Below are 26552 nucleotides of genomic sequence, written 5' to 3' on the forward strand. Positions count from 1 at the left end.
CGAGCCTTGCTAGCAGCAGGCGATGGGCCGCGATAGCCCGTGATCGTCCTCGATCTTGCCCGAAGGCGGCTTCGTGGTCCTGCCGCGGTCTCATCCGGAGGCTCGATCCCGGCCCTTGAGCTCGTCGAGCAGAGCCGAGGCGCTGTTGCGGCGCGGCCGCCACAGGCCCCGAGCGACGGCCTCGTCGAACCGTTCCGCGATCTCGCGCAAGGCCGCCGGGTTGTGCCGGGCGAGGAAATCGCGGACCTCCTCGTCCTGGAGATAGGCGTCGAACAGCGCGTCGAAATGATGGTCCTCGACCACCGCGGCGGTGGCGGCGAAGGCGAAGAGATAGTCCACCGTGGCGGCGATCTCGAACGCCCCTTTGTAGCCGTGGCGCATGACGCCTCTGATCCATTTCGGGTTCGCGGCCCGCCCGCGCACGATCCGGCCGATCTCCTCCTTCAGCGTGCGCACGCGCGGGAATTCCGGCCGGGAATGGTCGTTGTGGTAGATCTCGGGCTGACGGCCGGAGAGATGGCGCACGGTGGCGGCGAGCCCGCCCTCGAACTGGTAGTAGTCGTCGCTGTCGAGCAGGTCGTGCTCGCGATTGTCCTGATTGTGGAGCACGAGCTCGACCCGCGAGAGGCGCTCGCTCAGCTCGCTCACCGCGGCCCGACCCTCCTCGCCGCGCCCGTAGGCATAGCCGCCCCAGGCGAGCCAGGCTCCGGCGAGATCGCCCACGTCGTTCCAGCCGCGCTCGTCGATCAGGGCCTGCAGGCCCGCCCCGTAAGCGCCGGGCCGGCTGCCGAAGATACGGGTGGTGGCGCGGCGGCGCGCGAGCTCGGGTGCGAGGCCGGCTGCCTCGAGGCGGGCGGCTGCCGCGTGTGCGGTGGCGGCGAGCGGGTTCATTTCCGGTGGCTCGTCGAGCGCCGCCACGGCGCGCACGGCATCGTCGAGCAGCTCAAGCTGGACCGGGAAGGCGTCGCGGAAGAAGCCGGAGACGCGCAAGGTGACGTCGACCCGCGGCCGGCCCAGGACCGAGAGCGGCAGCACCTCCACACCCGTCACCCGCTTGCTCGCCGCGTCCCACACCGGCCGGCAGCCCATGAGCGCCAGGGCCTGGGCGATGTCGTCGCCGCCGGTTCGCATGTTGGCCGTGCCCCAGGCCGAGAGGGCGATGTGGCGCGGGTAGAAGCCTTGGGTCTGCAGGTGGTGCTCGAGGACGAGCTCGGCCGACTTCCAGCCCAGATGCCAAGCCGCCGGCGTCGGCACGGCACGACAGTCGACGGAATAGAAGTTGCGGCCCGTGGGCAGCACCTCGGGCCGGCCGCGCGTCGGTGCCCCGCTCGGCCCCGGTGCGATGCGCCGTCCGTCGAGCCCCTGCAGCACGGCCGCGATCTCGCTGGTGCCACAGGCGGCCACGGCGGGGCGTAAAGACGCCTCGAGCCCGTCCAGGACGGCACGGGTCGCGGCCCAGGCGGGATCGGGCGCACGCGTGCCGGCGACGAGCGCCTTGGCGAGAAGCTCGAGCCGCTCGACCGTGTCGCCCATGGTCCGCCAGGTGCCGGGCACGATCTCGCGCAGCACGGCCGGGCGCGGGCCCTGCCAGACGGCGCCGAGCTCGGCGCCGAGCGGGTTCCAGGCGAGACCGAGATCGGCTGCGAGCGCGCACAGGATCGAGGCATCGGCGCCTTCCCCCCGGCCGCGCGGCAACCGGAGCAGCGCCACCAGGAGATCCGCGAGCTGCTCGCCCACAGGTGAGCGGCCGAGGACGTGGAGGCCGTCCCGGATCTGCAGCTCCTTGAGTTCGCACAAGTGATTGTCGAGACGGGCGAGGTGCTCCTCGGGATCGGCGTCGCGCGCGATGCCGAGATCGTGGGCGAGGCCCAGCGATTCGCTGCGTGCCAGGATCTCGCCGCGCAGATGCTCGAGCCGGCGCGGGTCGAGGTTGGCGGCCTCGTAATACTCGTCGACCAGCAGTTCGAGCTCGGCGAGCTGCCCGTGGCTTTCGGCCCGGGTCAGAGGCGGGGTCAGGTGGTCGACGATCACGGCCGAGGTCCGGCGCTTGGCCTGCGTGCCCTCGCCGGGATCGTTGACGATGAAGGGATAAAGGTGCGGCAGCGGTCCCAGCGCCGCCTCGGGGAAGCATTCGGCGGAAAGGGCGGTGGCCTTGCCGGGCAGCCATTCGAGGTTGCCGTGCTTGCCGAGATGGACGATCGCGTGCGCGCCGAACACGTGCCGGAGCCAGAGATAGCAGGCGAGATAGGCGTGCGGCGGGACGAGGTCGGGCGCGTGGTAGGTCGCCGCCGGATCGATGTGGTAGCCACGGGCGGGCTGGATGCCGACGACGATGTTGCCGAGCGGCAGGAGCGGTAGGGCGAAGGCACCTTCGACGAGATGGGGATCGCGCTCGGGCTCGCCCCAGCGCTCCACCACCGCCACCCGCACCGCCACGGGTAGCGCCGCGAACAGGTCGCGGTAGCGGGCGAGCGGCAGCGAGACCCGGACCTCGCGCGTCGGCAGGGCGGCGAGGTCGTTGGTGGGTCCGGCCGCGAGCCGGCGGATCAGGGCGTCGCCATCCTCGGGGATGTCCGTTACCGTGTAGCCGGCTCCCGCCAGCGCGCGTAGCACCTCGATGCAGCTCGCGGGCGTGTCGAGTCCGACGCCGTTGGCGAGCCGCCCGTCGCGGTTCGGGTAGTTGGCGAGGAGGATCGCTACCCGGCGCCCGGCCTTCGGGGTCGTCCGCAGCCGCGCCCAGGCGGCGGCGAGCTCGGCCGTGAACGCGATCCGGTCCGCGACGGGACGATGGAGGACAAGGTCGGCCTCGGTGCGGGGATCGCGCTCGATGAGCGCTTTGAACGAGACCGCGCGCGCGAGAATCCTGCCGTCGACCTCGGGCAGGGCCACGCTCATGGCGAGGTCGCGCGGGCCGAGCCCGCGCGTGCCGCGGCGCCAGGCCTCCTCGCCGCTGCCGGCGAGCACGACCTGGAGCACAGGAGCCCCGGCCGCGGCGAGCGGATCGTCGTCGCCGGTGCCGCCGTCGGCCTTGCCCACTGCGAACGCGGTGGCGTTGAGGACGACGGCGGGCCGGGTGGCGGCGAGCACGGCCTCGGCGAGCGCTGCGGCCTCCGGGTCCTTGAGGCTCGTGACGAACAGCCCGGCCGCATCGAGGCCGGCCGCGTCGAGCGCATGCAGCAGGGCTTCGATCGGGGCGAGATCGCCGCTCTGCACGAGTGCCCGGTAGAAGACGAGGATCGCCCGCGGCCGCTCGCCCTGCCAGCGGGCGAGCAGGTTCGCGAGGTCGGGGCTCGGCAGGGCGGGATGGTAGAGGCCCGCGCGGGGCAGGGGCTGCGGCTCCCGCCAGGGCAGATCGCGGCCGAGGAGCGAGGCCGCGTAGCGCAGCGCCTGCTCGGCATTGTCGATCCCGCCGTGAAGCAGGTAGCGCCAGAGGCGCTCTCGCGCGTTCTCGGGCAGGGTCGAGAACCTGGCGAGCTCGGGATCGGGCTTGTCGTCGCCGGGCAGGCAGGCCAGGAGGATGCCGTGCTCGCGGCAGGTAGTCGCGACCTGCTCGATCCCATAAGCCCAATAGCCCCGCCCGCCGAGGAGCCGCACGATCACGAGCCGCGCACGGCTCACAACGCGCTCGACGTGGAGATCGACCGAGAGCGGGTGGGTGAGGCGCAAAATGCTCGCGAGCCGCACGCTCGGCGCCGCCTCGCCGAGGCGGGCGTGCGCGGCGGCGAGGCAGGCGAGCTCCGTGTCGGCCGCCGAGAGGACGACGATCTCGCCGGGACTCTGCTCGAGATCGACCGCGGTCTCGACATCGGCCGTGGCCGCGACCTGAGCGCTCAGAAGATGCATGAGGCGATGCTCCCTCCTGGGCTCAGCCCGGCCGCATACCGGGCGTCTTGAGGTCGAGCGGCAGCCCGGCCGCCACGAATTGCACCCAGTCGGCGATGGCCGCGATCCGCTGATGCAGGCGGCCGGCATGGTCGACGAAGGCGCGGCTCATCGCATCGAGCGGCACGATCCCGAGCCCGACCTCGTTCGAGACCAGGACGACCGGGCCGGGGAGAGCCCCGAGCGCATCGGCGAGCCGCCCGATTTCGGCATCCACGTCCCGGCCGGCGAGCATCACGTTGGTGAGCCACAAGGTGAGGCAATCGACGAGCACGGCGCGTTCCGGCCCCGCCTGCGCCCGCAAGGTCCGGGCGAGCTCCAGCGGCTCCTCGATGGTGGTCCAGCGCGACCCGCGCCGTGCGCGGTGATGCCGGATCCGTTCGCCCATCTCGGCGTCGAGCGGCTCGGCGGTCGCGATATAGACCGGCATCAGGCCCGAGGCGGCGATCAGCGCCTCGGCGCGGGCGCTCTTACCCGAGCGGGCGCCGCCCAGAACGAGGGTCACGAGGGGAAGCGGCTGCGTCAGGGTCGATTCCTCCGTGGGAAAAGGCGCGCAGAAACTGCCGCCGTCCGTGGCGTCGAGGGGGTTAGCGCAAACCGCGGTGGAAACAAGAGCCTTTCCGGAGCGTTGAAGCTGCGGGCGGCATCGCTTAGGAGCAAACCACCCCACCGTCCAAGTCCTTATGGAGATCCATGCTCGGCGCTGAACTGGCTTCTCAGCTCACGGCGCTGGTCAGCGTCGTGCTGATCGACATCGTGCTGGCCGGCGACAACGCGGTCGTGGTCGGCACCGCCGCGGCGGGCCTGCCCGCGCGCCAGCAGCGGAAGGTGATCATGATCGGCGCCGGCCTGGCCTTGGCGGCCCGCGTCGCCTTCGCGCTGATCGCGACCCAGCTTCTCGCCATCATCGGCCTCCTCCTAGCCGGCGGTCTGCTGCTGCTGTGGGTGGCCTGGAAGATCTGGCGCGAGCTCCGCGAGGGCGGCCACGACAGGGCCGCCGAGCCCGGCGCCGACGAGACGGCGCCCGTGCCGAAGACGATGGGCTCGGCCATCATCCAAGTCGCCGTCGCCGACATCTCCATGTCGCTCGACAACGTGCTCGCGGTCGCCGGCGCGGCCATGGAGCATCCCTGGATCATGATCTTCGGCCTACTGCTCTCGATAGCGCTAATGGCGATGGCGGCGCAGATGATCGCCCGCATGATCGACCGCCATCGCTGGATCGCCTATGTCGGCCTCGTCATCGTCCTCTTCGTCGCCTTCAAGATGATCTACGAGGGCGGCCTCGACGTGTTCCACGCCGTGAACACGGCGATGGCCGAAGGATGAAGAAAAAGGCGGCGGCCCCGCCCGAGGCCGCCGCCCTCGTTCGCCGCTGCCGGCTCAGGCCGCGGCGCGAATACCCGCCGCCTGCACCTCGTCGCCGACGAAGGGCGCGAACTTCGCGAAGTTCTGCTCGAAGCGGGCCGCGACCTCGCGGGCCATGCGGTCGTAGCCGGCCTTGTCCGCCCAGGTCGAGCGCGGGTTGAGCAGTGTGGGATCGACCTCGGGGCAGGCCTGGGGCACGCGCAGCCCGAACACCGGATCGACGCTCAAAGGCGCTTTCTCGAGGCTGCCGTCGAGGGCGGCGTGCAGCAGCGCACGAGTGGCCTTGATCGGCATGCGCCGGCCGGTGCCGTAAGCACCTCCGGTCCAGCCGGTGTTGATCAGCCAGCATTTCGCCCGGTGCTTGTGCATGAGCTCGCCCAGCATCCCGGCATAGACGCTGGGATGGCGCGGCATGAACGGTGCTCCGAAGCAGGTCGAGAAGGTCGCTTGCGGCTCGGTGACGCCGCGCTCGGTGCCGGCGAGCCGGGCCGTGTAGCCGGAGAGGAAATGGTACATCGCCTGCTCGGGCGAGAGCAGGCTGATCGGCGGCAGCACGCCGAACGCGTCGGCCGTCAGCATGACGATGCTGGTCGGGTGCCCGGCGCGGCCCGTGCGGCTCGCGTTCGGGATGAAGTCGAGCGGGTAGCAACTCCGGGTGTTCTCGGTGAGGCTGTCGTCCTCGAAGCGGGGAGCATCCGTCTCCGGGTCGAGCACCACGTTCTCGAGCACGGCGCCGAAGCGGGTCGAGGCGGCGTGGATCTCGGGCTCGGCCTCGGGATCGAGGCGGATCACCTTGGCGTAGCAGCCGCCCTCGAAGTTGAACACACCGTCTGGACCCCAGCCGTGCTCGTCGTCGCCGATCAGCGTGCGGCTGGCATCGGCCGAGAGGGTCGTTTTCCCTGTGCCCGAAAGCCCGAAGAACACGGCGACGTGCCCGGCCGTGTTCACGTTGGCCGAGCAGTGCATCGGCATGACGCCTTCGGCGGGCAGGAGATAGTTGAGGACGGTGAAGATCGACTTCTTGATCTCGCCCGCGTAGGCCGTGCCGCCGATCAGCACGAGCTTCTCGCGGAAGTCGACCGCGATCACCGTGCTGGAATGGGTGCCGTCGAGCGCGGGTTCGGCCTCGAAGCTCGGGAGCTGCAGCACGATCCAGTCGGGCTCGAAGCCCTCGAGCTCGGCCCGGCTCGGCCGGATGAACATGTTGCGCGCGAACAGACTGTGCCAGGCCTGCTCGGTGACGACGCGCACCCTGAGCCGGTGCGCCGGGTCGGCGCCGGCGAACAGGTCCTGGACGAACAGCTCGCGACTGGCGACGTGCCGGATCGCGCGCCGGAGTAGGCCCGCGAAACGCTCGGGCTCGAGCGGCTGGTTGACCGGCCCCCAATCGATGTCCTGGAGCTCGGGCCAGGCCACGAAGAACTTGTCCTTGGGTGAGCGGCCGGTGAACCGGCCGGTGGTGGCGACCACGGCGCCGTCGGCGCTGAGCCTGACTTCCTCGCGCCGGATCGCCTCGCTCACGAGGCGCGCCGGCTGCAGGTTGCGCCATGCTCGCCCCGGACGCGCTTCCGCGAGCACGCCCTTCGTCGCCAGATGATGAAGGCTGGTGACTGTCACCTCGGATAACCCCCGCTGCCAAACAACTCGAAGCGCATCGGCATACGCTCGTACTTCCTGATGCGTGCATGCCGATGGATGCATACGCCTCGAAGCCGCCTCATGGTCCCGCAGCTTCGGAGCGGGCCTGGCGCACCAGGCGGATCAGCTCCGCTCTCACTTCCTCCCCGTTCGTGACCGTGACGTCGAACCAGAGGCGTGCGACCCCGGCGCCGCAGCGCAGGTCGCAGCCCTCGGGGTCGATCCCGATCATGATCCAATCCTCGCCGCTCCGCCCGAGCAGGCGCTGCGCATAGAGCCGGACCGCGTCGGCATGATCCCGGTTCATGTGCTCGAGGATGTCCTGCTCCTGAGCCAGGAGCGGTGCCGTCAGGGCCGGATCGAGCACGACCGCCGCCGCCGGCACCCAGTGGATCCGGCCGAACCCGGCCACGAGATGGGCGCGCTCGACGACGACCCGGTAGAGATGGAAGTCGCGGAAGCCGGCATAGCCGGCCGCATCGGGATGCCGCGCCACGTAGCGGGCCAGAAGGCGCCGGTCGTCCACCGCCTCGATCCGGCCCTGGACGGTGGCGCGCTCGCCGGCCAAGGGCACGGTGCTCGCGAGCGTGCCGTCGAACAGGAGCGAGACGCGAGGATCGGCCTGCAGGTTCCTGGTGTGGTCGGCCAGATCCGAGAGGAAGAGAAGCGGTGTGGCATCTTGGTCGAGTGCCACCATGGCGAGCGAGACGTAAGGGCCCGCGCCGTCACGCTCGAGGGTCCCGAGGCTCACCCGGCCGCAGCACCGCATCAGACGGCGGATCGTGCGACCTGCTTCCTGCTCCGCGTGAGTCATGGCCAGCCAACCTGTCCGGCAACGTGGTTGCGGTCAAGTGGCGCGCGGAGAACGGCGTTTCCGCTTACGCCTCCTGTCCGTTCGGCTTAGCCCAAACTCGACGGTTGCGCATCGGCCGCGCCACGATTTGTCACAGCTGACAGCAGCCGGATTCCTTGCGACATGCGCATCCCATATTATGCCCCTCATGGGTGCGAGGGAGGCAAGCGCGGAGGCTTCGAACCGTGGCTTTGATGTATCATAATGTTAATAATATCGTGGATATCTCGGCTGCCCGGCCTGTCGTGCTGCGCTCGCCTCCGGCCTATGGCGAGCCCGTCGCCATCGCGGACGATATTTTCTGGCTGCGCGTCCGCCTGCCGTTCGCGCTCGATCACGTCAATCTCTGGCTGTGCAGCGATCATGACGGCTGGACCGTCATCGATACCGGCTACGGCGATGCGCCGACGCGGACCATGTGGCAGGAGCTGCGGGGCAGGCTGCTGGCCGGCCGCCCGGTGCGCCGGGTCCTCGTCACCCATTTCCATCCCGACCATGTCGGACAGGCGGGCTGGCTGTGCGAGGCGACCGGGGCCGAGCTGTGGATGAGCCGGACCGAGTGGCTCACCGGCCGGATGCTGGCTCTCGATGCGACCGAGAGCGCCGTCGCCGAGACCGAGCGCTGCTACCGCCAGGCCGGCATGCCGGACGAGGCGATCGTGCGGCAGCGCAGCCGCGGCAACACCTACCGACGCGGCGTCGGCGAGCTGCCGCCCGCCTTCGTGCGGCTTCGGGCCGGCGACCGGATCGCGCTCGCCGGCAGCACCTTCGAGGTGCTGATCGGCGAAGGCCACGCGCCGGAGCAGGTGACCCTCTATTGCGAGGAGCGCAGGCTGCTGATCGCGGCCGATCAGATCCTGCCGCGCATCTCGCCCGTGATCGGCGTCTGGCCGTCGCAGCCCGATGCCGACCCGCTCGCCGACTATCTCGGTTCGCTCGAGCAGTACCGGCAGCTCCCCGAGGACACCGAGGTCCTGCCGTCGCACGGCCTGCCGTTCCAGGGCCTGCACCACCGGCTCGAGGAGCTCGTGGCGCACCACGAGGAGCGGCTCGAGGCGACGCTCGCCGCCTGCCGGCACCCGACCACGGCGGCCGGCGTGCTCGAGACGCTCTTCCCCCGTGCGCTCGATGCACATCAGACCGGCTTCGCGCTCGCCGAGACGCTGGCCCATCTCAACTATCTGCTGGGGCAGGGAATGCTGCGGCGCTGGCCGGGGCCGAACGGCGTCCTGCTCTACCGGAGCCACTGAGGCCGGACGATCACGCGCGGCGGAGCAGCGTCGCCACCAGTCCTCGGCCCTTGGCGCGGTACATCCGACGATCGGCTTTGGCGAAGAGGGTATGGATGTCGCGGCCCTCGTCCGGGAACAGGGCGACGCCGACGCTCGCCCGCAGGCAGCCGGTCACGCCCGTGATCTCGGTGGGCGCGGCGAGCCGTTCCATGAGCTGCCATCCCTTGGCTTCGGCGATGCTGCGCTGGTGCACGCCTTCGAGAATGACCGCGAACTCGTCGCCGCCCCAGCGCGCTACCGTGTCCGATGCCCGCACCGACTGCGTCAGCCGCTGCGCTGCGACGACGAGCATGCGATCGCCGATCGCATGACCGTATCGGTCGTTGATCGCCTTGAAGCGATCGAGGTCGATGAACAGCAGCGCACCGGCGACGCCGGTGCGGTCGCTGCGCAGGATCGCCTGCCGCAGCCGCTCCTCGAGCAGCCAGCGATTGGCGAGCCCCGTCAGGCGGTCGTGGGTCGCGAGATAGAAGAGCTGGCGTGACCGGTCGTCGAGAAGCGCCAGCTGCTGCAGCAGCGACACGACCTCCTCGCGGTCGAGCTCGAGGCAGCCGCCCACCGCCCCGCAGGGCGGCGATGCGCCCTCGCGCTCGGCGAGGTTCGGCAGCGGCACCACCGGCATGCCGGGTGCGGCCGCCTGCAGGCGCACGAGCGCGTTCAGGCAGCCCGTGCCGGGTGCGGCGACGCCGAGGAACACGATCGCCGGCCGGTCGACCGCGAGATGTTGCAAAGCCTCCTCGACCGAGGCCACGGCGGAGAGGTGAGCGGTGACGAGCCCGGCATCGGCCAGAAGCTCCTCGACGGTCGACCGGAGCGTAGGCCCTCCGAGCAGGAGGACGGGGAAATCCTGATCCGGGTTCCGCTGCGCCAGGCCCGCGAGGCTCGGCCGCAGCAGGGGAGCCAGATCCATGGCCATGAAGGATGCTCGCCGGAATGTTCGAGCACGATGATAGGCGGTCCGAAGGAAAGTGCGCAAGGGGCGATTTTCTGCCGGATGCGATTCGCTTTTCGGATGAAGAGACGTCGCTCTGCAGCAGGGTGAGCCTTGACTTGAGCGCCGGCATTCGCCTCCCATGCGCGCCGTGACCACGAGGGGAGGGCCGCGGCGTGACCATCGACCCCAAGCTGCTCGATCACCTGCGGGCGTTCGACACGCCGACGATCTGCAACGCGCTCGAGATCGTGGCCCCGGAGCGTCGGGTCACCGGCTTCACCACGAAGCCCTTCGTCTGCGCCTTCCCCTCCATGCCGCCGATCTTGGGCTTCGCCCGCACCGCCACGATCCGCGCCAGGGAGCGGCCGGACCTTCCGGCGGCCGAGCTCAAGGCGAGGCGGCTCGCCTATTACGAGTATGTCGCGGGTGGCGCCGGACCCGCGATCGTCGTGGTCCAGGATCTCGATCCCGAGCCCGGCTTCGGCTCGTTCTGGGGCGAGGTCAACACCGCGATCCACAAAGGGCTGGGCGTGGCGGGCTGCATCACCAACGGCTCGATCCGCGATCTCGACATGATCGCGACCGACTTCCAGCTTCTTGCCGGCAGCGTTGGCCCGAGCCATGCCTGGGTGCACGTCGAATCGTTCGCGCAGGAGGTCACGGTGCACGGGATGACGGTCCGGCACGGCGATCTTCTGCACGCCGACAAGCACGGTGCCGTGACGATCCCCGCGGATGCGGTCGAGCGCCTGCCGCATGCGATCGATCTCGTCACCCGGCGCGAAGCACCCATCATCGCCGCGGCGCGGCAGCCCGGCTTCTCGATCGAGAAGCTGCGCGTCGCCATGGCCGAGGCCGACGAGATCCACTGACGCGGATCGTCAGGCGCTCCCTCGCGCGAGCTGGACGAGAACCGAGAACAGCTCGCCTTCCGGGCGCTCCAGCTCGTCCAGGACCGTAAAGTGGTCGCGGCCGGCCGGCTCGAGATAGGAGCCCGGCAGACCCTTCGCCGTCCAGGCCGCATGGAAGTCGCGCGACTGGCGGCGGAACTCGGCGGTCTCCTGCGCACCGACCGCGACCACGAGGGGTGGTGCCTCGCGGGGGAGGTGATGGAGCGGGCTCAGGCGCGCCACCTGGTCCCAGGTGGCCTGGACCTTGGGCTGAACGTAGCTCCAGGGCAGGAAGCCGAGATCGTAGAGGCCGCTGATCGCGACCGCTCCCTTGATGATCGTCCGCGGCAGGTCGTAGTCGCCCTTCCAGTCGGTCAGGAGCGCCATGGCGACGAGATGGCCGCCCGCCGAGTGGCCGGAGATGGTGAGGCGCTCGGGATCGGCGCCGAAGTCCTCGGCGTGGGCGAAGGTCCAGGCAATGGAGGCGCGGACCTCGCGCACGATCTCGTCGAGCGTGACGCGCGGGCAGAGCGCGTAGTTCACCACCACCGTCGTGATCCCGGCCGCGACCAGGGGCCTGGCGACGAAGGCGTGGTCGCGCGCCGAGAACCGGCGCCAGTAGCCGCCGTGGATGAAGACATGGACCGGAGCATCGGGGCCTGCCGGGAACACGTCGCAATATTCCTCGCGCGTCGGCCCGTACTTGACGCCGAGCCGGCCTTCGAGCGCCGCCACTGCGGCGGCGCTGCGGTCGAACCAGCTCTGGATGACGGCATCCGCATCGGGTGCCGTGGCCGCCGGGTTATAGACCGCATCGATCTCTTCTTGCGTCGTGAACTCGCGATAGAGCCTCATCGCGTCCCTCGATCCTCGTCCGTTCTCGCCACTGCCGGGCGGCAGAGTGGTGCGAAACCTCGGGCAGGGCAATCACGACCCGCGGATCCGCCGCCCCGCCGGCGGGTGCGTTGTCCACCGCGCAGGGCTGCGGTAACATGATGCTAATATAGCAAATTCGGGCGGCCGCAGTCGTGACGCGCTGTATCGCTTGCAATGCCGACAATGCCGTCGGGCGCCGGTTCTGCGGCGCTTGTGGAGCTGCGCTCGCCGCGTCTTGCCCGAGCTGCGGCTTCGCCAACGATTCGAGCGCGCGCTTTTGCGGTGGCTGCGGTGCCGCGCTGGCCGGCCGACCGCAGCCAGCGACGACCGCACCCGAGCGCCGGCAGGTGGCGGTGCTGTTCGTCGATCTCGTGGGCTTTACGCGCCTCACCAGCGAGCTCGGCGCCGAGGATACCCGAAGCCTTCTCGAGGCGTTCTTCACCACTGTCGACGGTGTCGTCGAGCGCCACGGCGGGATGGTCGACAAGCATATCGGCGACTGTGTCATGGCGTTGTTCGGCGCCCCGCTCGCGCGCGGCGACGATGCCGAGCGCGCGGTGCGGGCGGCGCTCGCGATCCGCGATGCGGTCGCGACCCTGTCGCCGCAGGTGGGCCGTGAGCTCGCCGTCCACATGGGCGTGGCCGCCGGCGAGGTGGTGGCGGGTGCTACCGGCAGCGAGGCGCACCGCTCCTACACCGTGACCGGCGATACCGTGAACGTCGCCGCCCGGCTCACCGAGCTCGCGGCCGCGGGCGAGCTTCTGGTGTCGGATGCGATCCGGCTCATGCTGGGTGGGCGTGCACGGCTCGAGGATCGGGGCGAGGTGGCCATCCGGGGTATCGCGGCAGCGATGCGGGTGCACCGGCTCCTCGGCCTCGCTTCGGCCGAGGAGCCGACCCCGCTCGTCGGCCGGCAGACCGAGCTGGCCCAGCTCGGCATCCTGCTCGAGCGGGCGCAGAGCACCGGCGAGGGGGAGATAGCGCTCGTGCGTGGCGAGGCCGGGATCGGCAAGACACGGCTCGTCGCCGAGCTGCGCGCGTTCGCGACCGCACGCGGCTTCGCCTGCCACAAGGCGCTCGTGCTCGACTTCGGCACGGGCGAGGGCCGCGATCCGATCCGTGTGCTGGTGCGCGGGCTGCTCGGGCTGGAAGCGGCCGATCCGGCTAGGCGTCAGGCTGCCGTGTCGGCGCTCCTGGCGGCGGAGGCCATCGCCGTCACGCTTCAGCCGTTCCTGCTCGACCTTCTGGGCGAGCCCCTGCCACCCGATGCCCGACTCCTGGTCGATGCCATGGACGAGAGCCAGCGCCGCCGCCGCCGGCAGGAAGCCGTGGCAGCCGTCCTGACGGCGGCGACGAAGCAGGCACCCGTGCTGCTCCTGGTCGAGGACGTGCACTGGGCCGAGGTCGAGCTCCTCGACGATCTCGCTGCCCTGGCCGAGGCCTGCGCCGCCCTGCCGACAGTGCTCGTGCTGACCACGCGGCGGGACGGCGACCCGATCGACGAGGCCTGGCGTGCTCGGGCAGGGGCCACGGCCCTGACCACGATCGATCTCGCTCCTCTGCGCGACGCCGAGGCGCGGCTGCTGGCGAGACGGCTCTTGACCGGCGAGGAGGAGCGGATCGTCGAGCGCTGTGTGGCACGCGCGCAGGGCAATCCCTTGTTCCTGGAGCAGCTCCTGCGTCACCTGCGCGAGCGCCGCGAGGACGACGTCGTGCCCGCCACCGTGCAGAGCCTGGTGCAGGCGCGGCTCGACCGCCTGCGCCCGGAGGACCGCGACGCGCTCCGGGCCGCCGCGGTGCTCGGCCAGCGCTTCACGCTCGCGGGCTTGCGCGCTGTCCTCGGCCGGGAGGGTTACCAGCCGGAGACGCTGGTGCGACGCTTCCTGATCCGGCCCGTCGGCGACGGCTACCTGTTCGTGCACGCGCTCATCCGCGATGCGGTCTATGCGCTGCTCCTGCGCACGCAGCGCTGCGAGCTGCATCGCCGGGCGGCCGCTTTCTTCGCTGGACGCGATGCCGTGCTCCACGCCCGGCACCTCGACCGGGCCGAGGATGCGGCGGCAGCCATGGCCTATGCTGCCGCGGCCGAGCAGCAGGCGCGGGCCTATCGCGGCGAGGCGGCGCTCGAGCTGGCCTCGCGCGGCCTCGAGCTCGCCCGCGAGCGGAGCGAGCGGGTGGCGCTCGCCTGCCTCACCGGTCGCCTGCTGCTCGATCTCGGGCGTGCCGCGCCGGCAGAGGCGGCGTTCGCCACGGCCCTGACGGAGGCTGGCGACGATCGGGAGTGCTGCCGCGCCCGGCTGGGCCTTGCCGCCGCCATGCGGCTGGCCGACCGGCTGGAGGAGGCCATGGCGCAGCTTGATGCGGCCGAGCCGGCGGCGGAAGAGCTGGGCCTCGTCGACGAGCTCTCGCGCCTCCACCATCTGCGCGGCAACCTTCTGTTCCCGCTCGGCCGGGTCGAGGAGTGCGCGCGGGCGCACGAGGCTGCGCTCGCCTTCGCGCGCAGGACCGCATCGCCCGAGCTCGAGGCACGTGCCTTGGGTGGTCTCGGCGATGCCGCCTATGCGCGTGGCCGGATGCGCACTGCACACGAGGCGTTCCAGCGCTGCTGCGACCTCGCCCACGCGCACGGCTTCGGTCGGATCGAGGCCGCCAATCTGCCGATGTTGGCGGTGACCTCCTGGTATCGGCTCGACCTCGCGGCGATCCTGAGCGAGGCCGCTGCGGCGCGCGATCTGGCGCTCAGGGTAGGTCATTCGCGCGGTGCGATCATCGCCGCTCATGCGGCCGGCTTGGCGCATCTCCTCCGGCTCGACCTCGCCGCGGTCGAGGCGACGATCGAGGAGGCGCAGGCGCTGACGGCCGCGATCGGGGCGAGGCGATTCGAGGCCGAGAACCTGATGTTCCTGGCCGAGGCGCGCCTGCTCGGCGGGAGCCGCGAAGCCGCGGCCGAGCTGGCCGACGAGGCGATGAGGGTCGCCCGGGAGACGACGCTCAGCTATGTCGGCCCTTCGATCCTGGGCCTGATCGCCTGGACCGCCGACGATTCCGGCCAGAGGCAGGCGGCGCTCGCCGAGGGCGAGGCGCTGCTCGAGCGAGGCTCGCTCAGCCACAACCATCTGTGGTTCCGACGCTATGCGATCGAAGCCGCGCTCGTCGCCGGTGATCCCGACGAAGCCCTGCGCCAGGCTGCAGCGCTCGAGCGCTACACCGCCGCCGAGCCTTTGCCCTGGAGCCGCTTTCTCGCCGCCCGCGCCCGCGCACTCGCGGCCCACGCCCGCAATCCGCACGCCCCCGAGGTGCGGGCCGAGCTCCTGCGGGTGCGGGACGAGGCGGCGCGGCTCGAGCTCGCGGCGTCGCAGGCAGCGCTCGATGCGGCGCTCGCCACCTGAGACTCAGCGCCCGCCATAGATCCCGCGATGGCGCAGGAGATGGTCGGCGAGCACGCAGGCCATCATCGCCTCGCCGACCGGCACCGCCCGGATGCCCACGCACGGATCGTGGCGGCCCTTGGTGACGATCTCGGTCTCGTTGCCGTGGCGGTCGATGGTCTTTCTCGGGATCAGGAGCGAGGAGGTGGGCTTGACGGCGAAGCGCACGACGATGTCCTGGCCGGTACTGATCCCGCCGAGGATGCCGCCCGCATGATTCGAGAGGAAGCGCGGGCCGTCGTTGCCCATCCGGATCTCGTCGGCGTTCTCCTCGCCGCGCAGCGCTGCCGCCGCGAAACCCGCCCCGATCTCGACCCCCTTCACGGCGTTGATCGACATCATCGCTTTGGCGAGGTCGGCATCGAGCTTGTCGTAGACCGGCTCGCCCAGGCCCGCCGGCACGCCGCTCGCCACCACCTCGACGATCGCTCCCACCGAGGAGCCGGCCTTGCGCACGGCCGTGAGCTGCTCCTCCCAGCGGACAGCCGCTTCGGCGTCCGGGCACCAGAACGGGTTCCGCTCGATCTCGGCCGGATCGAACCGCGCGCGGTCGATAGCGTCCGCCCCGATCTGCACGAGATAGCCCGTGATCCTGACCTCGGACCCCAGCACCTTGCGCGCGATGGCGCCCGCCGCGACCCGGCACGCGGTCTCTCTCGCACTCGAGCGCCCGCCGCCGCGATAGTCGCGAATGCCGTACTTCACGTCGTAGGTGTAGTCGGCGTGGCCGGGCCGGTAGAGGTCCTTGATCTCGCCGTAATCCTTGGAGCGCTGATCCTCGTTGCGGATCAGGAGCGAGACGGGCGTGCCCGTGGTCATGCCCTCGAACACGCCCGAGAGGATCTCGACCCGGTCGGACTCGCGGCGCTGGGTCGTGAATTTCGACTGACCGGGCTTGCGTCGGTCGAGCCAGTATTGGATCTCGGTGGCCGCGAGCGGGATCTTCGAGGGCACGCCGTCGACGACGACGCCGATCGCCGGCCCGTGGCTCTCGCCCCAGGTGGTGAAGCGAAACAGCTCGCCGAAGGAATTGCCGGCCATCAGTCCTTCACGACCGAGATGTCGGGGGCGTCCACCGCCTTCATGCCGACGACGTGGTAGCCGGAATCGACGTGCAGCACCTCGCCCGTGGTGCCGCTGCCGAGGTCGGAGAGGAGATAGAGCCCGGCCCCGCCCACGTCCTCGAGCGTGGTGTTGCGCTTCAGGGGCGCGTTGAGTTCGTTCCATTTCAGGATATAGCGGAAGTCGCCGATGCCGGATGCCGCGAGCGTGCGCACCGGCCCTGCCGAGATCGCGTTCACCCGGATGTTGCGCCCGCCCATGTCGACCGCGAGATAGCGCACCGAGGCCTCGAGCGCCGCCTTCGCCACCCCCATGACGTTGTAGTGCGGCGTCACCCGCTCGGCGCCGATATAGGTGAGGGTGACGAGGCTGCCGCCCTGGGTCATCAAAGGCTCGGCGCGCCGGGCGAGGTCGGTGAAGGAGTAGCACGAGATCAGCATCGTGCGCTGGAAGTTGTCGGCCGTGGTATCGATGTAGCGGCCCTTGAGCTCCTCCTTGTCGGAGAAGGCGATGGCATGGACCAGAAAGTCGAGCCGGCCCCACTTCGCCTGGATCTCGGCGAACAGTGCGTCGAGGCTCGCAGGCTCGGTGACGTCGGCCGGCAGCAGCAGCTCCGAGCCGAGCTGCTCGGCCAGAGGCCTGACCCGCTTCAAGAGCGCCTCGCCCTGGTAGGTGACCGCGATCTCGGCACCGTGCGCCCGGACCGTCTTCGCGATGCCCCAGGCGAGCGAGCGGTCGTTGGCGATGCCCATGATCAGGCCCTTCTTGCCTTGCATGAGCGGCTTGGCTTCGGTCATCGGCGCGAGCTCCAGAAACGAGACGTCGTCGAGGGGACGGGGCGCGCATCCTAGTCGCGTGCCCTTCCGTCCGGAAGAGGAACTCCGGTATCCTCGACCGATGATCGAGACATCGTCACCATCTCGGGCGATGCGGGAGCGCCGCGCTGATGCCCACGCGCAACGGTCAGCGCGTGCGGCTCTGGCGCCGACGACGCAGCACACTGTTGATCTCGGCGCCGAAGATGAACAGCACGGCCGAGATGTAGAAGAAGAGCAGGGTGACGATGATGCCGCCGAGGCTGCCGTAGGTCACGCTGTAGCTGCGCACGCTGCGCAGATAGACGGTGTAGCCCCAGACCACGGCGAGCCAGAGCAGCCAGGCCACGATCGCTCCCGGCACCACCTCCATCGGCCGGAGCTGCACGTTGGGCAGGACCTTGTAGAGCAGCATGAGCAGGCCGAGCAGGAGGAGAAAGCCCAGGCTCTGCCGCGTGCCGTCGTAGAACGACTCCTGGATCGTCGGCTCGTGGAGCAGGAAGCGGACTGCATCGAGGGCGAGCGGCAGCACGACGAGAAGGACCATCACCACGATGACGACGATCGCGGCGACGATGGTGAGGAGCAGGCTCTCGAGCCTGGTCCGCCACATCGCCGGCCGGTCGGCCACGGCATAGGCGAGGTTGAGCGCGTGCCGCAGGCTCTCGAGGCCCGAGGACGAGGCCCACAAGGTGACGAGGATGCCGAAGGTCATCAGGCCCGCATGGGGGGCGTTGCGCACCTCGTCGATGGCGGGCTTCAGCGCCGAGGCGACGTCGGGCGGCAGGAGTTCCAGCGCCAGCTCGATCGAGGTGTCGGCGGCCTCGCCCTGGCCGAGAAAGCCGGCGAGGGCGAGGAGGAAGATCAGGAACGGGAACAGCGCGAACAGGCCCATATAGGCGATGTGGCCGGCCAGCACCCAGCCATGGTCCTGCTCGAAGCGGTAATAGGCCTGCCAGAGCGTGCGTCGCACCAGCCGCAGCGGCCCCTCGCGCCGACGCTGTCGTACCCGCTGCTGACGCCTGTTCTGCTCCTGCACCCGCCGGTCCCTTCGCTATGCGGATGCCACAGCGTAGACAGGCGCCACCGTTGACGCCAAGCTGTGCGACCGAGGGGATCTCTCCACCTCACGGCTCATCGAACGCCGGGTGGTAGCGCACCACTCCGGGCGGTGGCGGGTCGGTGCGCGGCCCGAGCAGCGCCACGCGAAACGCGGCCGATGGCGCATCGTAAAGGCAACGCCAACCCTGCGGCCCGGCCTCCGCGAAGCCGAATCGCCAATAATAGCCGGGATCACCCAGGACGAACACCGCGCTCGCACCCAACGCCGTGGCCTGCTGCAAGATCTCCTCTACCAGCCTCGTGCCGATGCCCTGCCGCTGGTGGTCCGGCCGCACGGCCACCGGCGCCAGCCCGAACCAGCGCGTACCGGCCTCGGCACCCTCGATCGTGATTGGGCTCAACGCCGCGTGGCCCGCGATCGCGCCGCCCGCCACCGCCACGAGCGAGATCGTGAGCCCCGCCGCGGCACGGAGCCGGGCCACGAGATCGGCTGCGTCCTGCCGCCCGAAGGCCGCGGCGAGGACGGCGCCGATCGCGGCCTCGTCGCCCGGTTCCTCGGGTCGCAGCATCACCTGCTCGATCCTTGCCAAACCCTGCCTCCGTCCGTGCCGCGGCTGCCGTCTTGAGCCTGCGCGCCCTTCGTGACCATTATGCCGGTCGATGTCCTCTTTTCCCGAGGCTGGACCCTATGGCTGCGATCACGGTGTTCGACAAGTCCAAGCTGCCGAGCCGTCACAGCTCGCTCGGGCCCGAGCGGGCGCCGCACCGTTCCTACTACTACGCCATGGGCCTCTCCAAGGACGACATCGCCCGGCCGTTCGTCGGCGTGGTCACGACCTGGAACGAGGCCGCACCCTGCAACATCGCGCTGCACCGCCAGGCGCAAGCGGTCAAGCGCGGTGTGGCCAAGGCCGGTGGCACGCCGCGCGAGTTCACGACGATCACCGTGACCGACGGCATCGCCATGGGCCACGAGGGGATGAAGAGCTCGCTCGTCAGCCGCGAGGTGATCGCGGATTCGGTCGAGCTCACCGTGCGCGGCCACGCCTACGACGCGCTCGTGGGCCTCGCCGGCTGCGACAAGTCCCTGCCGGGGCTGATGATGGCGATGGTGCGACTGAACGTGCCCTCGGTGTTCATGTACGGCGGCTCGATCTTGCCCGGGAAATGGCAGGGTAGGGACGTCACCGTCCAGGACGTGTTCGAGGCCGTGGGCCGCCACGCCGTCGGGAGCTTGAGCGACGCCGAGCTCGAGGAGCTCGAGCAGGTGGCCTGCCCTTCGGCCGGCTCCTGCGGCGGCCAGTTCACCGCCAACACCATGGCCTGCGTCTCAGAAGCCATCGGCCTTGCCCTTCCGGGTTCGGCCGGGACGCCGGCACCTTTCGAAGCGCGGGACAAGTGGGCGGAAGAGTCGGGCGAGGCGGTGATGGCGCTCCTGGCGCGAGGCATCCGCCCGCGCGACATCGTCACGAGAAAGAGCCTCGAGAATGCGGCGCGCGTGGTCGCGGCCTCGGGCGGCTCGACCAACGCAGCACTGCATCTGCCGGCGATCGCGCACGAGGCCGGGATCGACTTCGATCTCCACGACGTCGCAGCGATCTTCCGCGACACGCCCTACATCGCCGATCTCAAGCCCGCCGGCCGCTACGTCATGAAGGATCTGGCCGAGGCGGGCGGTGTGCCGCTGCTCATGAAGGCGCTCTTGGATGGCGGCTATCTCCACGGCGACTGCATCACGGTCACCGGCCGCACCGTCGCCGAGAACCTGGAGGGGACGGCCTGGGACGAGAAGCAGGACGTGGTGCGGCCGGTCTCGCGCCCGCTCAGCCCCATGGGCGGCGTGGTCGGCCTCAAGGGCACGCTGGCGCCGGAAGGGGCGATCGTGAAGGTGGCGGGCCTGAAGAATCTCAAGTTCCGCGGACCGGTACGGGTGTTCGATTGCGAGGAGGACTGCATGCGCGCCGTCCAGGAGCGGCGTTATGAGGAGGGCGAGGTTCTGGTCATCCGCTACGAGGGGCCCAAGGGCGGACCCGGCATGCGCGAGATGCTGGGCGTCACCTCCGCCCTCTACGGCCAGGGCATGGGCGACAAGGTGGCGCTGATCACGGACGGCCGCTTCTCGGGCGCGACGCGCGGGTTCTGCATCGGCCATGTCGGCCCGGAAGCCGCGGTGGGCGGACCGATCGGCCTCCTCAAGGACGGTGACATCGTCGCCATCGATGCCGAGGCCGGCACGCTCGACGTCGAGCTCAGCGAGACCGACCTCGCCGCGCGCCGCGGCGGCTGGCGGCCCCGGTCTTCGATCTACGGCTCGGGCGCCCTTTGGCGCTACGCCCAGACCGTGGGCCCGGCGGAGAAGGGCGCCGTGACCCATCCGGGCGGCAAGGCCGAGACGCACCCCTATCCCGAGCTCTGAAGGCGAGGGACTCTCTGCTCTCCGAGTGGTTGGCTACTGGCCAATCTGGTCAAGAGCCGTAGCTTCGTTCCGAACGAGAGCGAGCCATGGCCAAGACGCTGAGCCTTTACGAGGCGAAAACCCGTCTCTCGGCGCTGGTAGAGGAGGCGGCCGCCGGCGAGGAGATCACCATCGCAAAGAACGGCAAGCCCGAGGCGCGGCTGGTCCCCTTGCCCGAAAAGCCCGCTGTCACTGGCAAGCGGCCGCTCGGCCAGTGGCGCGGGAAGGTATGGATCGCCGACGACTTCGATGCGCCCTGGCCCGAGGACATCGGGCGAGCGCTCGCAGGCGAGCCCGATCCGGGCGATTCACTCGATGCGCCTCCTGCTCGATAGCCACGTCCTGCTCTGGGCCGCATCGGATCCCGATCGGCTTTCGCCCGGAGCGAAGGCCGCTCTCGAGCGACGCGAGCACGAGCTGTGGCTCAGCCATGCCTCGATATGGGAGCTGACGACCAGGATGGCTCTGGGGCGCCTGCTCCCGGCCGGGGCGCTCGGCGATCTCGTGCATGATGCCGACACGGATCTCCTGCCCATCAGCCTCACCCATATCGAGGCAACCGCGCGCCTGCCGCCCGTTCACGGCGACCCGTTCGACCGCATGCTGATCGCCCAGGTGATCGAGGACGGCCTCGTCCTCGTGACTGCCGATGCCGACATCCAGCGCCATCCCGTGTCCTGGCTCCGGTAGCGCCATGTCCGGAACGACATTCGGACGGGCGTGCCACCAGCCTTGCGCCGCAGACATGACCCTGTTGCAGTTCTCTCCTGTTCGCGGGAAAGGTGGCTTCTATATGCCAGAGCGTCGTCGGCTTCGGGTCGACTGCAGCGCGGGACCTCGTCATGGACCTCACCGATCCTCTGGTACTCGCCCGGCTCCAGTTCGCCTTCACGATCTCCTTCCACTTCCTGTTTCCGGCCTTCACCATCGGGCTCGCGAGCTACCTTGCCGTGCTCGAGGGCTTGTGGCTCTGGACCCGCGACGCGGTCTACCGCCAGCTCTACCAGTTCTGGCTCAAGATCTTCGCCGTCTCCTTCGCCATGGGCGTCGTGTCCGGCATCGTCATGAGCTACCAGTTCGGGACCAACTGGAGCCGGATGAGCGACATGGTGGGGGCCGTCATGGGCCCGGTGATGGCCTACGAGGTGCTCACCGCCTTCTTCCTCGAGGCCGGCTTTCTCGGCATCATGCTGTTCGGCTGGAAGAAGGTGGGCGAGGGGCTGCATTTCTTCGCCACCTGCATGGTGGCGCTCGGCACCCTGTTCTCGGCCTTCTGGATCCTCTCCGCCAATAGCTGGATGCACACGCCCACAGGCTTCGCGATCGAGAACGGCCTGGTCGTGCCCGTCGACTGGTGGCAAATCATCTTCAACCCGTCCTTCCCCTACCGCTTCGTCCACACCGTCCTCGCCGCCTATCTCACCACGGCGTTCGTCGTCGGCGGTGTCGGTGCCTGGCACCTCCTGAAGGGGCATTGGGACGGCCCCAGCCAGCGCATGTTCTCGATGGCGATGTGGATGGCAGCCTTGGTAGCGCCCTTGCAGCTCGTGGCCGGCGACCTGCACGGCCTCAACACGCTCGAGCATCAGCCCGCCAAGATCGCCGCCATGGAGGGCCATTTCGCGACCGAGCGCGGCGCGCCGCTCCTCCTGTTCGGCCTGCCCGACATGCAGGCCGAGGAGACCCGTTACAAGATCGGCATCCCGAAGCTCGGCAGCCTGATCCTGACCCACGCGTGGAACGGCGAGATCAAGGGCCTCGAGGCCTTCCCGCCGGATCAACGTCCGAATGCGCCCGTGCTGTTCTGGACCTTCCGGCTGATGGTGGCGCTCGGTGTCATCATGGTCGCGATCGGCGTGATCTCGCTGGTGCTGCGCTGGATGGGACGCCTCTACGCCACCGAATGGTTCTTACGCGTCTGCACCATCGCCGCCCCGATCGGCTTCTTCGCCGTGACCTTCGGTTGGATCACCACCGAGCACGGCCGCCAGCCCTGGATCGTCACCGGCATCCTGCGCACCGCCGACGGGGTGACGCTTCTGCCGCTCGCGAGCGTGGCCACCTCGCTCGTCCTGTTCGTCCTAGTCTACACGCTCGTCTTCGGCGTGGGCACGGTCTACCTGCTCCGCCTCATGCGTGCCGTCCCGAGCGAGGCGCACGAGACCCCGGCCGAGCCCGGCGGGCAGCGCCCTCTCGCGGCCGCCGACGAGCCCGGCATCCGGCCGGAACCCGCGGAGTGACCGCCATGCAGATCGACCTGCCGCTGATCTGGGCCGGGATCATCGCGTTCGGCGTCATCATGTACGTGATCATGGACGGGTTCGATCTCGGCATCGGCATCCTGTTCCCGTTCCCGCCTTACGACGAGGACCGGGACGTGATGATGAACACCGTGGCGCCGGTCTGGGACGGCAACGAGACCTGGCTCGTGCTCGGCGGGGCGGGGATGTTGGGGGCGTTTCCTCTGGCCTATGCCGTGCTGCTCCCGGCGTTCTACCTGCCGCTGCTCCTGATGCTGCTCGCGCTGATCTTCCGCGGCGTCGCGTTCGAGTTCCGCTTCAAGAGCCGGGCCAACCGCCACTGGTGGGACCGCGCCTTCGCCTGGGGCTCGATCTGCGCCACCTTCGCGCAAGGCGTGGTCCTGGGCGCCTTCATCCAGGGCATCGACGTCAGCGAGCGGGCGTTCCACGGCGGCCCGTTCGTCTGGCTCAACCCGTTCGCGCTGTTCTGCGGCCTCGCCCTCGTCGCCGGCTATGCCATGCTGGGTGCCGGCTGGCTGATCATGAAGACCACGGGCGATCTCCAGGCCTGGGCCTACCGAGCCATGCGGGTGCTGGGGCTCCTGGTGCTGGGCGCGATCGCCGTCGTCTCGATCTGGACGCCCTTCATCCACCCCGCGGTGGGGGCTCGCTGGTTCAGCTGGCCCAACATCCTCTATCTCTCGCCGGTGCCGATCCTGGTGGCGCTCGCCGGCCTCAGGCTCCACATCGCCCTTGAGCGGGGCGAGGAGTACACGCCCTTCCTTCTCACGCTCGGCCTGTTTCTCCTCTCCTACGCCGGACTTGCGATCTCCTTGTGGCCTTACGTGATCCCGCCCTCGATCACGATCTGGGACGCGGCTTCCCCGCCGGCATCCCAAGGCTTCCTCCTGGTCGGCACCATCATCCTGGTGCCGATCATCCTGAGCTACACGGTCTACAATTACTGGGTGTTCCGCGGCAAGGTCACCGCCGAGAGCGGCTATCACTGATGGAAACGACGCGCAGTTTTCGCGGCCGTCTCGCCTGGTTCGTGCTCTTGTGGTGCGCCGGGGTGATGGCGGTCGGCGGCACCGCCTGGCTCCTGCGCAACCTCTTTGCCGCCATTACCGGCGCCGGCTGAACCCGCGCGACGCTCAGTCCTCCGCCCACATCCGCAGGAGATTGGCGGAGCATTTCGAGAGCAGGTCGAACTCGGCCGTCTTGCCGTGGCACTCGAACAGGGCGCGCCGGGCCGTGTCGAGATCGAACAGGAGCTCGCGCCGGCTCGCGTCCCGGATGTGGCTGCGCACCCAGCCGACGGCGGCGAGGCGATGGCCCGCGGTTACGGGCTCGACCCGGTGCAGCGTCGTGGCGGGATAGAGCAGCAGCGAGCCGGCGGCGAGCTTGAACGACTCCTCGCCGCCCGGTGCCTCGATCACGAGCTCGCCGCCCGCGTAAGAGTCAGGATCGCTCAGGAACAGCGTGAAGGCGAGGTCCGTCCGCAGGCCACCCATCAGCGCGTCGTCGACGTGCGTGCCGTAGCTCATGCCGGGCTCGTAGCGCGACAGCAGCAAAGGTGTCAGCGCCTTGGGCCGGGCGGCGAGCTGGAACACCGGATTGCCGAGGATCCGCGCCGCGAGGCGGGCGCGCAGCTCCTCGAGCGAGGGCTCGTCCCGTCTTGCCTGCAGGTTGCGCTTGACCAGGCGCGCATGCCATCCCGCGGTGGCGCTGCCGTCGTCGAACGTGGTCGCGTTCAGTCGCCCGACCACGGCCTCGAGATCGTTCCGGTCCAGGATGTCGGCGATACAAAGGAACATCGACGGGTCCTTTCGCAGATGAGAAACTGTTAAAACGATCTTTTGCGCGCCGACAAGATCGCAAAATCACGGTTGGAGAGAAAACGCACTTATCAGCCAAGCGGTATTGCGGTATAGGATCGAAAAATCCGCATCCGTCGGCTTTGGTCATCCGGTCGTTGAGCTGACTGCCATCGAGAGGAGGGCTTGATGGCGATGGCCCGACACGATCGACCTCTCGTGCGCGAACGACACGTGCGGAGGAGGCGAGGAGCAAGGAGAGCGAAGACGGCAAGGCCGCTGTCGTGCGGCAACGGGCACGTTTGCGGGAGTGCTGGGCATGGGGGCGCATCCGGTTATGGCAGGCGGAAGTCCTGGCAAGGGCGATCCCGATACGCTGCCGCGTGGATCGGTGGACCGTGACCTGAAGGAGCACGAGCGGTTCGCCTCGACGCTCGACGCCGTGGTGCACCATCTGCGCACGCCGGGCGAGGCGGATCTGTCGTGGCGGCTGGAGCAGGTAGCCGCCCTTCTGTCTCTGGCGCACGAGGAATATCGCCGGGCGGTCGCCGACGACAGGATCAAGGAGCCGCTCGAGTACGACGGCAGCCGCGGCCTGTTTCTGCTCGCCCGTCAGGCTTTCGACCGCCTCGCCCCCACGCTGCGCCCGCAAGACTCCGAGACCGTCGCGACGATCGCCGCCGAGTTCGACCGGCTCGCTCCGGTCTGGCCGGCGGTGGAGCGCCCTATCATGCCGGTGATGAGCCCGGCCGAAGTCTCGGCCGCCATCGCCCGGATCGAGCGCTCGGCGGAGCGGCTCGTGCGGCAGAGCGTTTGATTTTCATCGCCGGACCCGGGAGCAGGATCGTAGCCGATGCCGCCGGCTCGCCGACGAGACGGAGCGACGTGCAGGTCGGGTGCGTTCAGCCGGATTCGGCCGCCCTGCCTTGTCCGCCGGTCCCGAGTCTGCGGTCCGCAGGCACATGTGGAGGGTCGCCGTGGCAGTCGGCCCTTGATCTTGCTTGCCGTCGAAGCCGTACCCGGCGGAGCCGCGCGCGCCGTCCGCCTCGGACGCGAGCAGGAAGGGGAGCACGCCGCGCAGGCGGCGGCGATCCGCGGCGCCGGCGCGGACGAAGCGTGCCGCCCGGCGGCGCGGGCACGTCCGCCGGGTCCGGGGGGCGGACTTCGGCGTCCACGGCGTGCGCGAGATCTGACGGCGGGAGGGCGTCGCCCGTCGCACCGTGGCCCGGCCGAGGCGCGCCATGGGCCCCGAGGGCGTGGTGCGCGGCAGGGAGCGCCGCACCACGCGCGCCGCCAGCACCCGGCCCGGCCGACCGGGTGAACCGGCGGCTCCGGGCGCGGCACCCGACCGCGCTCGGGCTCGCGGCCTGCACGCAGATACCGTCGGCGAATTGCACGGCGACGCGTTCGGACGCATGGTCGGCGGCTCACGGCGAGCAGGAAGGGTCTGCCACGAGCCGGCGCCCCGAGCCGATCGGCACGATCCCGGCCGAGACCATACGTATCGCCCGCGCGGCGTTCCCCAGAGGCACCTCGGTGACGCTGACCCTACCCCCTGAGGAGACCTCGCTAAGAGGTTAGTCTGTTTCCTTTGCGGAGGAGACGGACGATGCGACGGAGCAAGTTCAGCGAGGAACAGATCATCGGCATCCTGCAGGAGCACGCGGCTGGGATGTCGGCGGCCGAGCTCTGCCGGAAGTACGGGGTGAGCGACGCCACCTTCTACAGGTGGCGCTCGCGGTTCGGCGGGATGGATGTCTCCGACGCCCGCAAGCTGAAGGCGCTTGAGGATGAGAACCGACGGCTGAAGAAGTTGCTGGCGGAGTCGATGCTGGACGTGTCGACGTTGCGCGAGATGCTCGGAAAAACTTCTGCCGCCCAGGGCAAGGAGGGATGCCGTGACCTGGGCGATCGAGGAGAAGAGTTACGCGCAGCGCCGT

At 69.8% G+C, this 26552-nt stretch carries 22 protein-coding genes and 1 pseudogene; 12 read left to right on the top strand and 11 right to left on the bottom strand.

Going from position 1 to position 26552, the window contains the following annotated elements:
• Positions 1-90: 90 nt before the first annotated feature.
• Complete coding sequence (cobN, locus tag U1T56_RS19890) at positions 91-3843, bottom strand: cobaltochelatase subunit CobN (protein ID WP_418161247.1); 3753 nt, start codon at positions 3841-3843, stop codon at positions 91-93.
• 22 nt (positions 3844-3865) lie between these two features.
• Entirely contained in the window at positions 3866-4387 is a 522-nt protein-coding gene (cobU, locus tag U1T56_RS19895) for a bifunctional adenosylcobinamide kinase/adenosylcobinamide-phosphate guanylyltransferase (protein ID WP_418161248.1), read from the bottom strand.
• Positions 4388-4575: 188 nt separating this feature from the next.
• Here cobU and U1T56_RS19900 point away from each other — a divergent pair, with 188 nt between their 5' ends.
• Positions 4576-5211, top strand: coding sequence for a YjbE family putative metal transport protein (locus U1T56_RS19900; RefSeq protein WP_418161249.1), 636 nt, complete (start codon positions 4576-4578; stop codon positions 5209-5211).
• 54 nt (positions 5212-5265) lie between these two features.
• On the opposite strand, the gene U1T56_RS19905 is transcribed toward U1T56_RS19900, so the two are convergent.
• Positions 5266-6828: a phosphoenolpyruvate carboxykinase gene (locus tag U1T56_RS19905; protein ID WP_418161269.1), complete on the bottom strand. Its 1563-nt coding sequence runs from the start codon at positions 6826-6828 to the stop codon at positions 5266-5268.
• A gap of 139 nt (positions 6829-6967) precedes the next feature.
• A complete protein-coding gene (locus U1T56_RS19910; RefSeq protein ID WP_418161250.1) occupies positions 6968-7702 on the bottom strand; it encodes a HugZ family pyridoxamine 5'-phosphate oxidase in 735 nt (244 codons plus the stop codon).
• A gap of 284 nt (positions 7703-7986) precedes the next feature.
• On the opposite strand from U1T56_RS19910, the gene U1T56_RS19915 reads away from it, so the two are divergent.
• On the top strand, positions 7987-8991 hold the full coding sequence (locus U1T56_RS19915; protein ID WP_418161251.1) for an MBL fold metallo-hydrolase: 1005 nt from the start codon (positions 7987-7989) through the stop codon (positions 8989-8991).
• A 10-nt stretch (positions 8992-9001) separates the two neighbouring features.
• Here U1T56_RS19915 and U1T56_RS19920 read toward each other — a convergent pair whose 3' ends face one another.
• Positions 9002-9949, bottom strand: a complete 948-nt coding sequence (locus tag U1T56_RS19920) for a diguanylate cyclase domain-containing protein (protein ID WP_418161252.1) — start codon at positions 9947-9949, stop codon at positions 9002-9004.
• 191 nt (positions 9950-10140) lie between these two features.
• Here U1T56_RS19920 and U1T56_RS19925 point away from each other — a divergent pair, with 191 nt between their 5' ends.
• Complete coding sequence (locus tag U1T56_RS19925; protein ID WP_418161253.1) at positions 10141-10839, top strand: RraA family protein; 699 nt, start codon at positions 10141-10143, stop codon at positions 10837-10839.
• A 9-nt stretch (positions 10840-10848) separates the two neighbouring features.
• Here U1T56_RS19925 and U1T56_RS19930 read toward each other — a convergent pair whose 3' ends face one another.
• Positions 10849-11712 (bottom strand): alpha/beta hydrolase, encoded by an 864-nt coding sequence (locus tag U1T56_RS19930; RefSeq protein WP_418161254.1) that lies wholly within the window; start codon positions 11710-11712, stop codon positions 10849-10851.
• Between the two features lie 173 nt (positions 11713-11885).
• Here U1T56_RS19930 and U1T56_RS19935 point away from each other — a divergent pair, with 173 nt between their 5' ends.
• Entirely contained in the window at positions 11886-15122 is a 3237-nt protein-coding gene (locus tag U1T56_RS19935; protein ID WP_418161255.1) for an adenylate/guanylate cyclase domain-containing protein, read from the top strand.
• A 3-nt stretch (positions 15123-15125) separates the two neighbouring features.
• Here U1T56_RS19935 and aroC read toward each other — a convergent pair whose 3' ends face one another.
• The 4 genes from aroC to U1T56_RS19955 form a co-directional block, all read right to left on the bottom strand.
• Positions 15126-16202, bottom strand: a complete 1077-nt coding sequence (aroC, locus tag U1T56_RS19940; RefSeq protein WP_418161256.1) for a chorismate synthase — start codon at positions 16200-16202, stop codon at positions 15126-15128.
• The gene (fabI, locus tag U1T56_RS19945; RefSeq protein WP_418161257.1) at positions 16202-17020 is read right to left on the bottom strand and encodes an enoyl-ACP reductase FabI; all 819 of its coding nucleotides are present in this window, start codon (positions 17018-17020) and stop codon (positions 16202-16204) included. The genes aroC and fabI overlap by 1 nt, the downstream gene beginning before the upstream one ends.
• A gap of 166 nt (positions 17021-17186) precedes the next feature.
• Complete coding sequence (locus tag U1T56_RS19950) at positions 17187-18077, bottom strand: YihY/virulence factor BrkB family protein (protein WP_418161258.1); 891 nt, start codon at positions 18075-18077, stop codon at positions 17187-17189.
• Positions 18078-18165: 88 nt separating this feature from the next.
• Positions 18166-18690 (bottom strand): GNAT family N-acetyltransferase, encoded by a 525-nt coding sequence (locus U1T56_RS19955; protein ID WP_418161259.1) that lies wholly within the window; start codon positions 18688-18690, stop codon positions 18166-18168.
• Positions 18691-18788: 98 nt separating this feature from the next.
• Between U1T56_RS19955 and ilvD the strand changes: the two genes are divergently transcribed.
• The 6 genes from ilvD to U1T56_RS19985 all read left to right on the top strand — a co-directional run bounded on the left by ilvD (position 18789) and on the right by U1T56_RS19985 (position 23936).
• The gene (gene ilvD / locus U1T56_RS19960) at positions 18789-20516 is read left to right on the top strand and encodes a dihydroxy-acid dehydratase (RefSeq protein ID WP_418161260.1); all 1728 of its coding nucleotides are present in this window, start codon (positions 18789-18791) and stop codon (positions 20514-20516) included.
• An 86-nt stretch (positions 20517-20602) separates the two neighbouring features.
• A complete protein-coding gene (locus tag U1T56_RS19965) occupies positions 20603-20890 on the top strand; it encodes a type II toxin-antitoxin system Phd/YefM family antitoxin (RefSeq protein ID WP_418161261.1) in 288 nt (95 codons plus the stop codon).
• Positions 20871-21245: a type II toxin-antitoxin system VapC family toxin gene (locus U1T56_RS19970; protein WP_418161262.1), complete on the top strand. Its 375-nt coding sequence runs from the start codon at positions 20871-20873 to the stop codon at positions 21243-21245. The genes U1T56_RS19965 and U1T56_RS19970 overlap by 20 nt, the downstream gene beginning before the upstream one ends.
• A gap of 152 nt (positions 21246-21397) precedes the next feature.
• Positions 21398-22795, top strand: a complete 1398-nt coding sequence (locus U1T56_RS19975) for a cytochrome ubiquinol oxidase subunit I (RefSeq protein ID WP_418161263.1) — start codon at positions 21398-21400, stop codon at positions 22793-22795.
• A 5-nt stretch (positions 22796-22800) separates the two neighbouring features.
• Positions 22801-23805: a cytochrome d ubiquinol oxidase subunit II gene (gene cydB / locus U1T56_RS19980; protein WP_418161264.1), complete on the top strand. Its 1005-nt coding sequence runs from the start codon at positions 22801-22803 to the stop codon at positions 23803-23805.
• Complete coding sequence (locus tag U1T56_RS19985; RefSeq protein ID WP_418161265.1) at positions 23805-23936, top strand: DUF2474 family protein; 132 nt, start codon at positions 23805-23807, stop codon at positions 23934-23936. The genes cydB and U1T56_RS19985 overlap by 1 nt, the downstream gene beginning before the upstream one ends.
• Positions 23937-23949: 13 nt before the next feature.
• Here the strand turns inward: U1T56_RS19985 and U1T56_RS19990 are convergent, their stop codons facing one another.
• On the bottom strand, positions 23950-24612 hold the full coding sequence (locus U1T56_RS19990; protein ID WP_418161266.1) for a Fe2+-dependent dioxygenase: 663 nt from the start codon (positions 24610-24612) through the stop codon (positions 23950-23952).
• Positions 24613-25003: 391 nt separating this feature from the next.
• Here U1T56_RS19990 and U1T56_RS19995 point away from each other — a divergent pair, with 391 nt between their 5' ends.
• Positions 25004-25429 (top strand): hypothetical protein, encoded by a 426-nt coding sequence (locus tag U1T56_RS19995; protein ID WP_418161267.1) that lies wholly within the window; start codon positions 25004-25006, stop codon positions 25427-25429.
• Positions 25430-26221: 792 nt separating this feature from the next.
• Positions 26222-26552: pseudogene (locus tag U1T56_RS20000) on the top strand (transposase); the annotation flags it as partial.

This window comes from Benzoatithermus flavus, assembly GCF_037908215.1.
In the GTDB taxonomy this organism is placed as follows: Bacteria; Pseudomonadota; Alphaproteobacteria; order Geminicoccales; family Geminicoccaceae; genus Benzoatithermus; species Benzoatithermus flavus.

Coding starts and splice junctions, on each gene's coding strand:
- cobN (WP_418161247.1), bottom strand. CDS start 3,843: ATGCATCTTCTGAGCGCTCAGGTCGCGGCCACGGCCGATGTCGAGACC.
- U1T56_RS19900 (WP_418161249.1), top strand. CDS start 4,576: ATGCTCGGCGCTGAACTGGCTTCTCAGCTCACGGCGCTGGTCAGCGTC.
- U1T56_RS19910 (WP_418161250.1), bottom strand. CDS start 7,702: ATGACTCACGCGGAGCAGGAAGCAGGTCGCACGATCCGCCGTCTGATG.
- U1T56_RS19920 (WP_418161252.1), bottom strand. CDS start 9,949: ATGGCCATGGATCTGGCTCCCCTGCTGCGGCCGAGCCTCGCGGGCCTG.
- U1T56_RS19930 (WP_418161254.1), bottom strand. CDS start 11,712: ATGAGGCTCTATCGCGAGTTCACGACGCAAGAAGAGATCGATGCGGTC.
- aroC (WP_418161256.1), bottom strand. CDS start 16,202: ATGGCCGGCAATTCCTTCGGCGAGCTGTTTCGCTTCACCACCTGGGGC.
- fabI (WP_418161257.1), bottom strand. CDS start 17,020: ATGACCGAAGCCAAGCCGCTCATGCAAGGCAAGAAGGGCCTGATCATG.
- ilvD (WP_418161260.1), top strand. CDS start 18,789: ATGGCTGCGATCACGGTGTTCGACAAGTCCAAGCTGCCGAGCCGTCAC.
- U1T56_RS19965 (WP_418161261.1), top strand. CDS start 20,603: ATGGCCAAGACGCTGAGCCTTTACGAGGCGAAAACCCGTCTCTCGGCG.
- U1T56_RS19970 (WP_418161262.1), top strand. CDS start 20,871: ATGCGCCTCCTGCTCGATAGCCACGTCCTGCTCTGGGCCGCATCGGAT.
- U1T56_RS19975 (WP_418161263.1), top strand. CDS start 21,398: ATGGACCTCACCGATCCTCTGGTACTCGCCCGGCTCCAGTTCGCCTTC.
- cydB (WP_418161264.1), top strand. CDS start 22,801: ATGCAGATCGACCTGCCGCTGATCTGGGCCGGGATCATCGCGTTCGGC.
- U1T56_RS19985 (WP_418161265.1), top strand. CDS start 23,805: ATGGAAACGACGCGCAGTTTTCGCGGCCGTCTCGCCTGGTTCGTGCTC.
- U1T56_RS19990 (WP_418161266.1), bottom strand. CDS start 24,612: ATGTTCCTTTGTATCGCCGACATCCTGGACCGGAACGATCTCGAGGCC.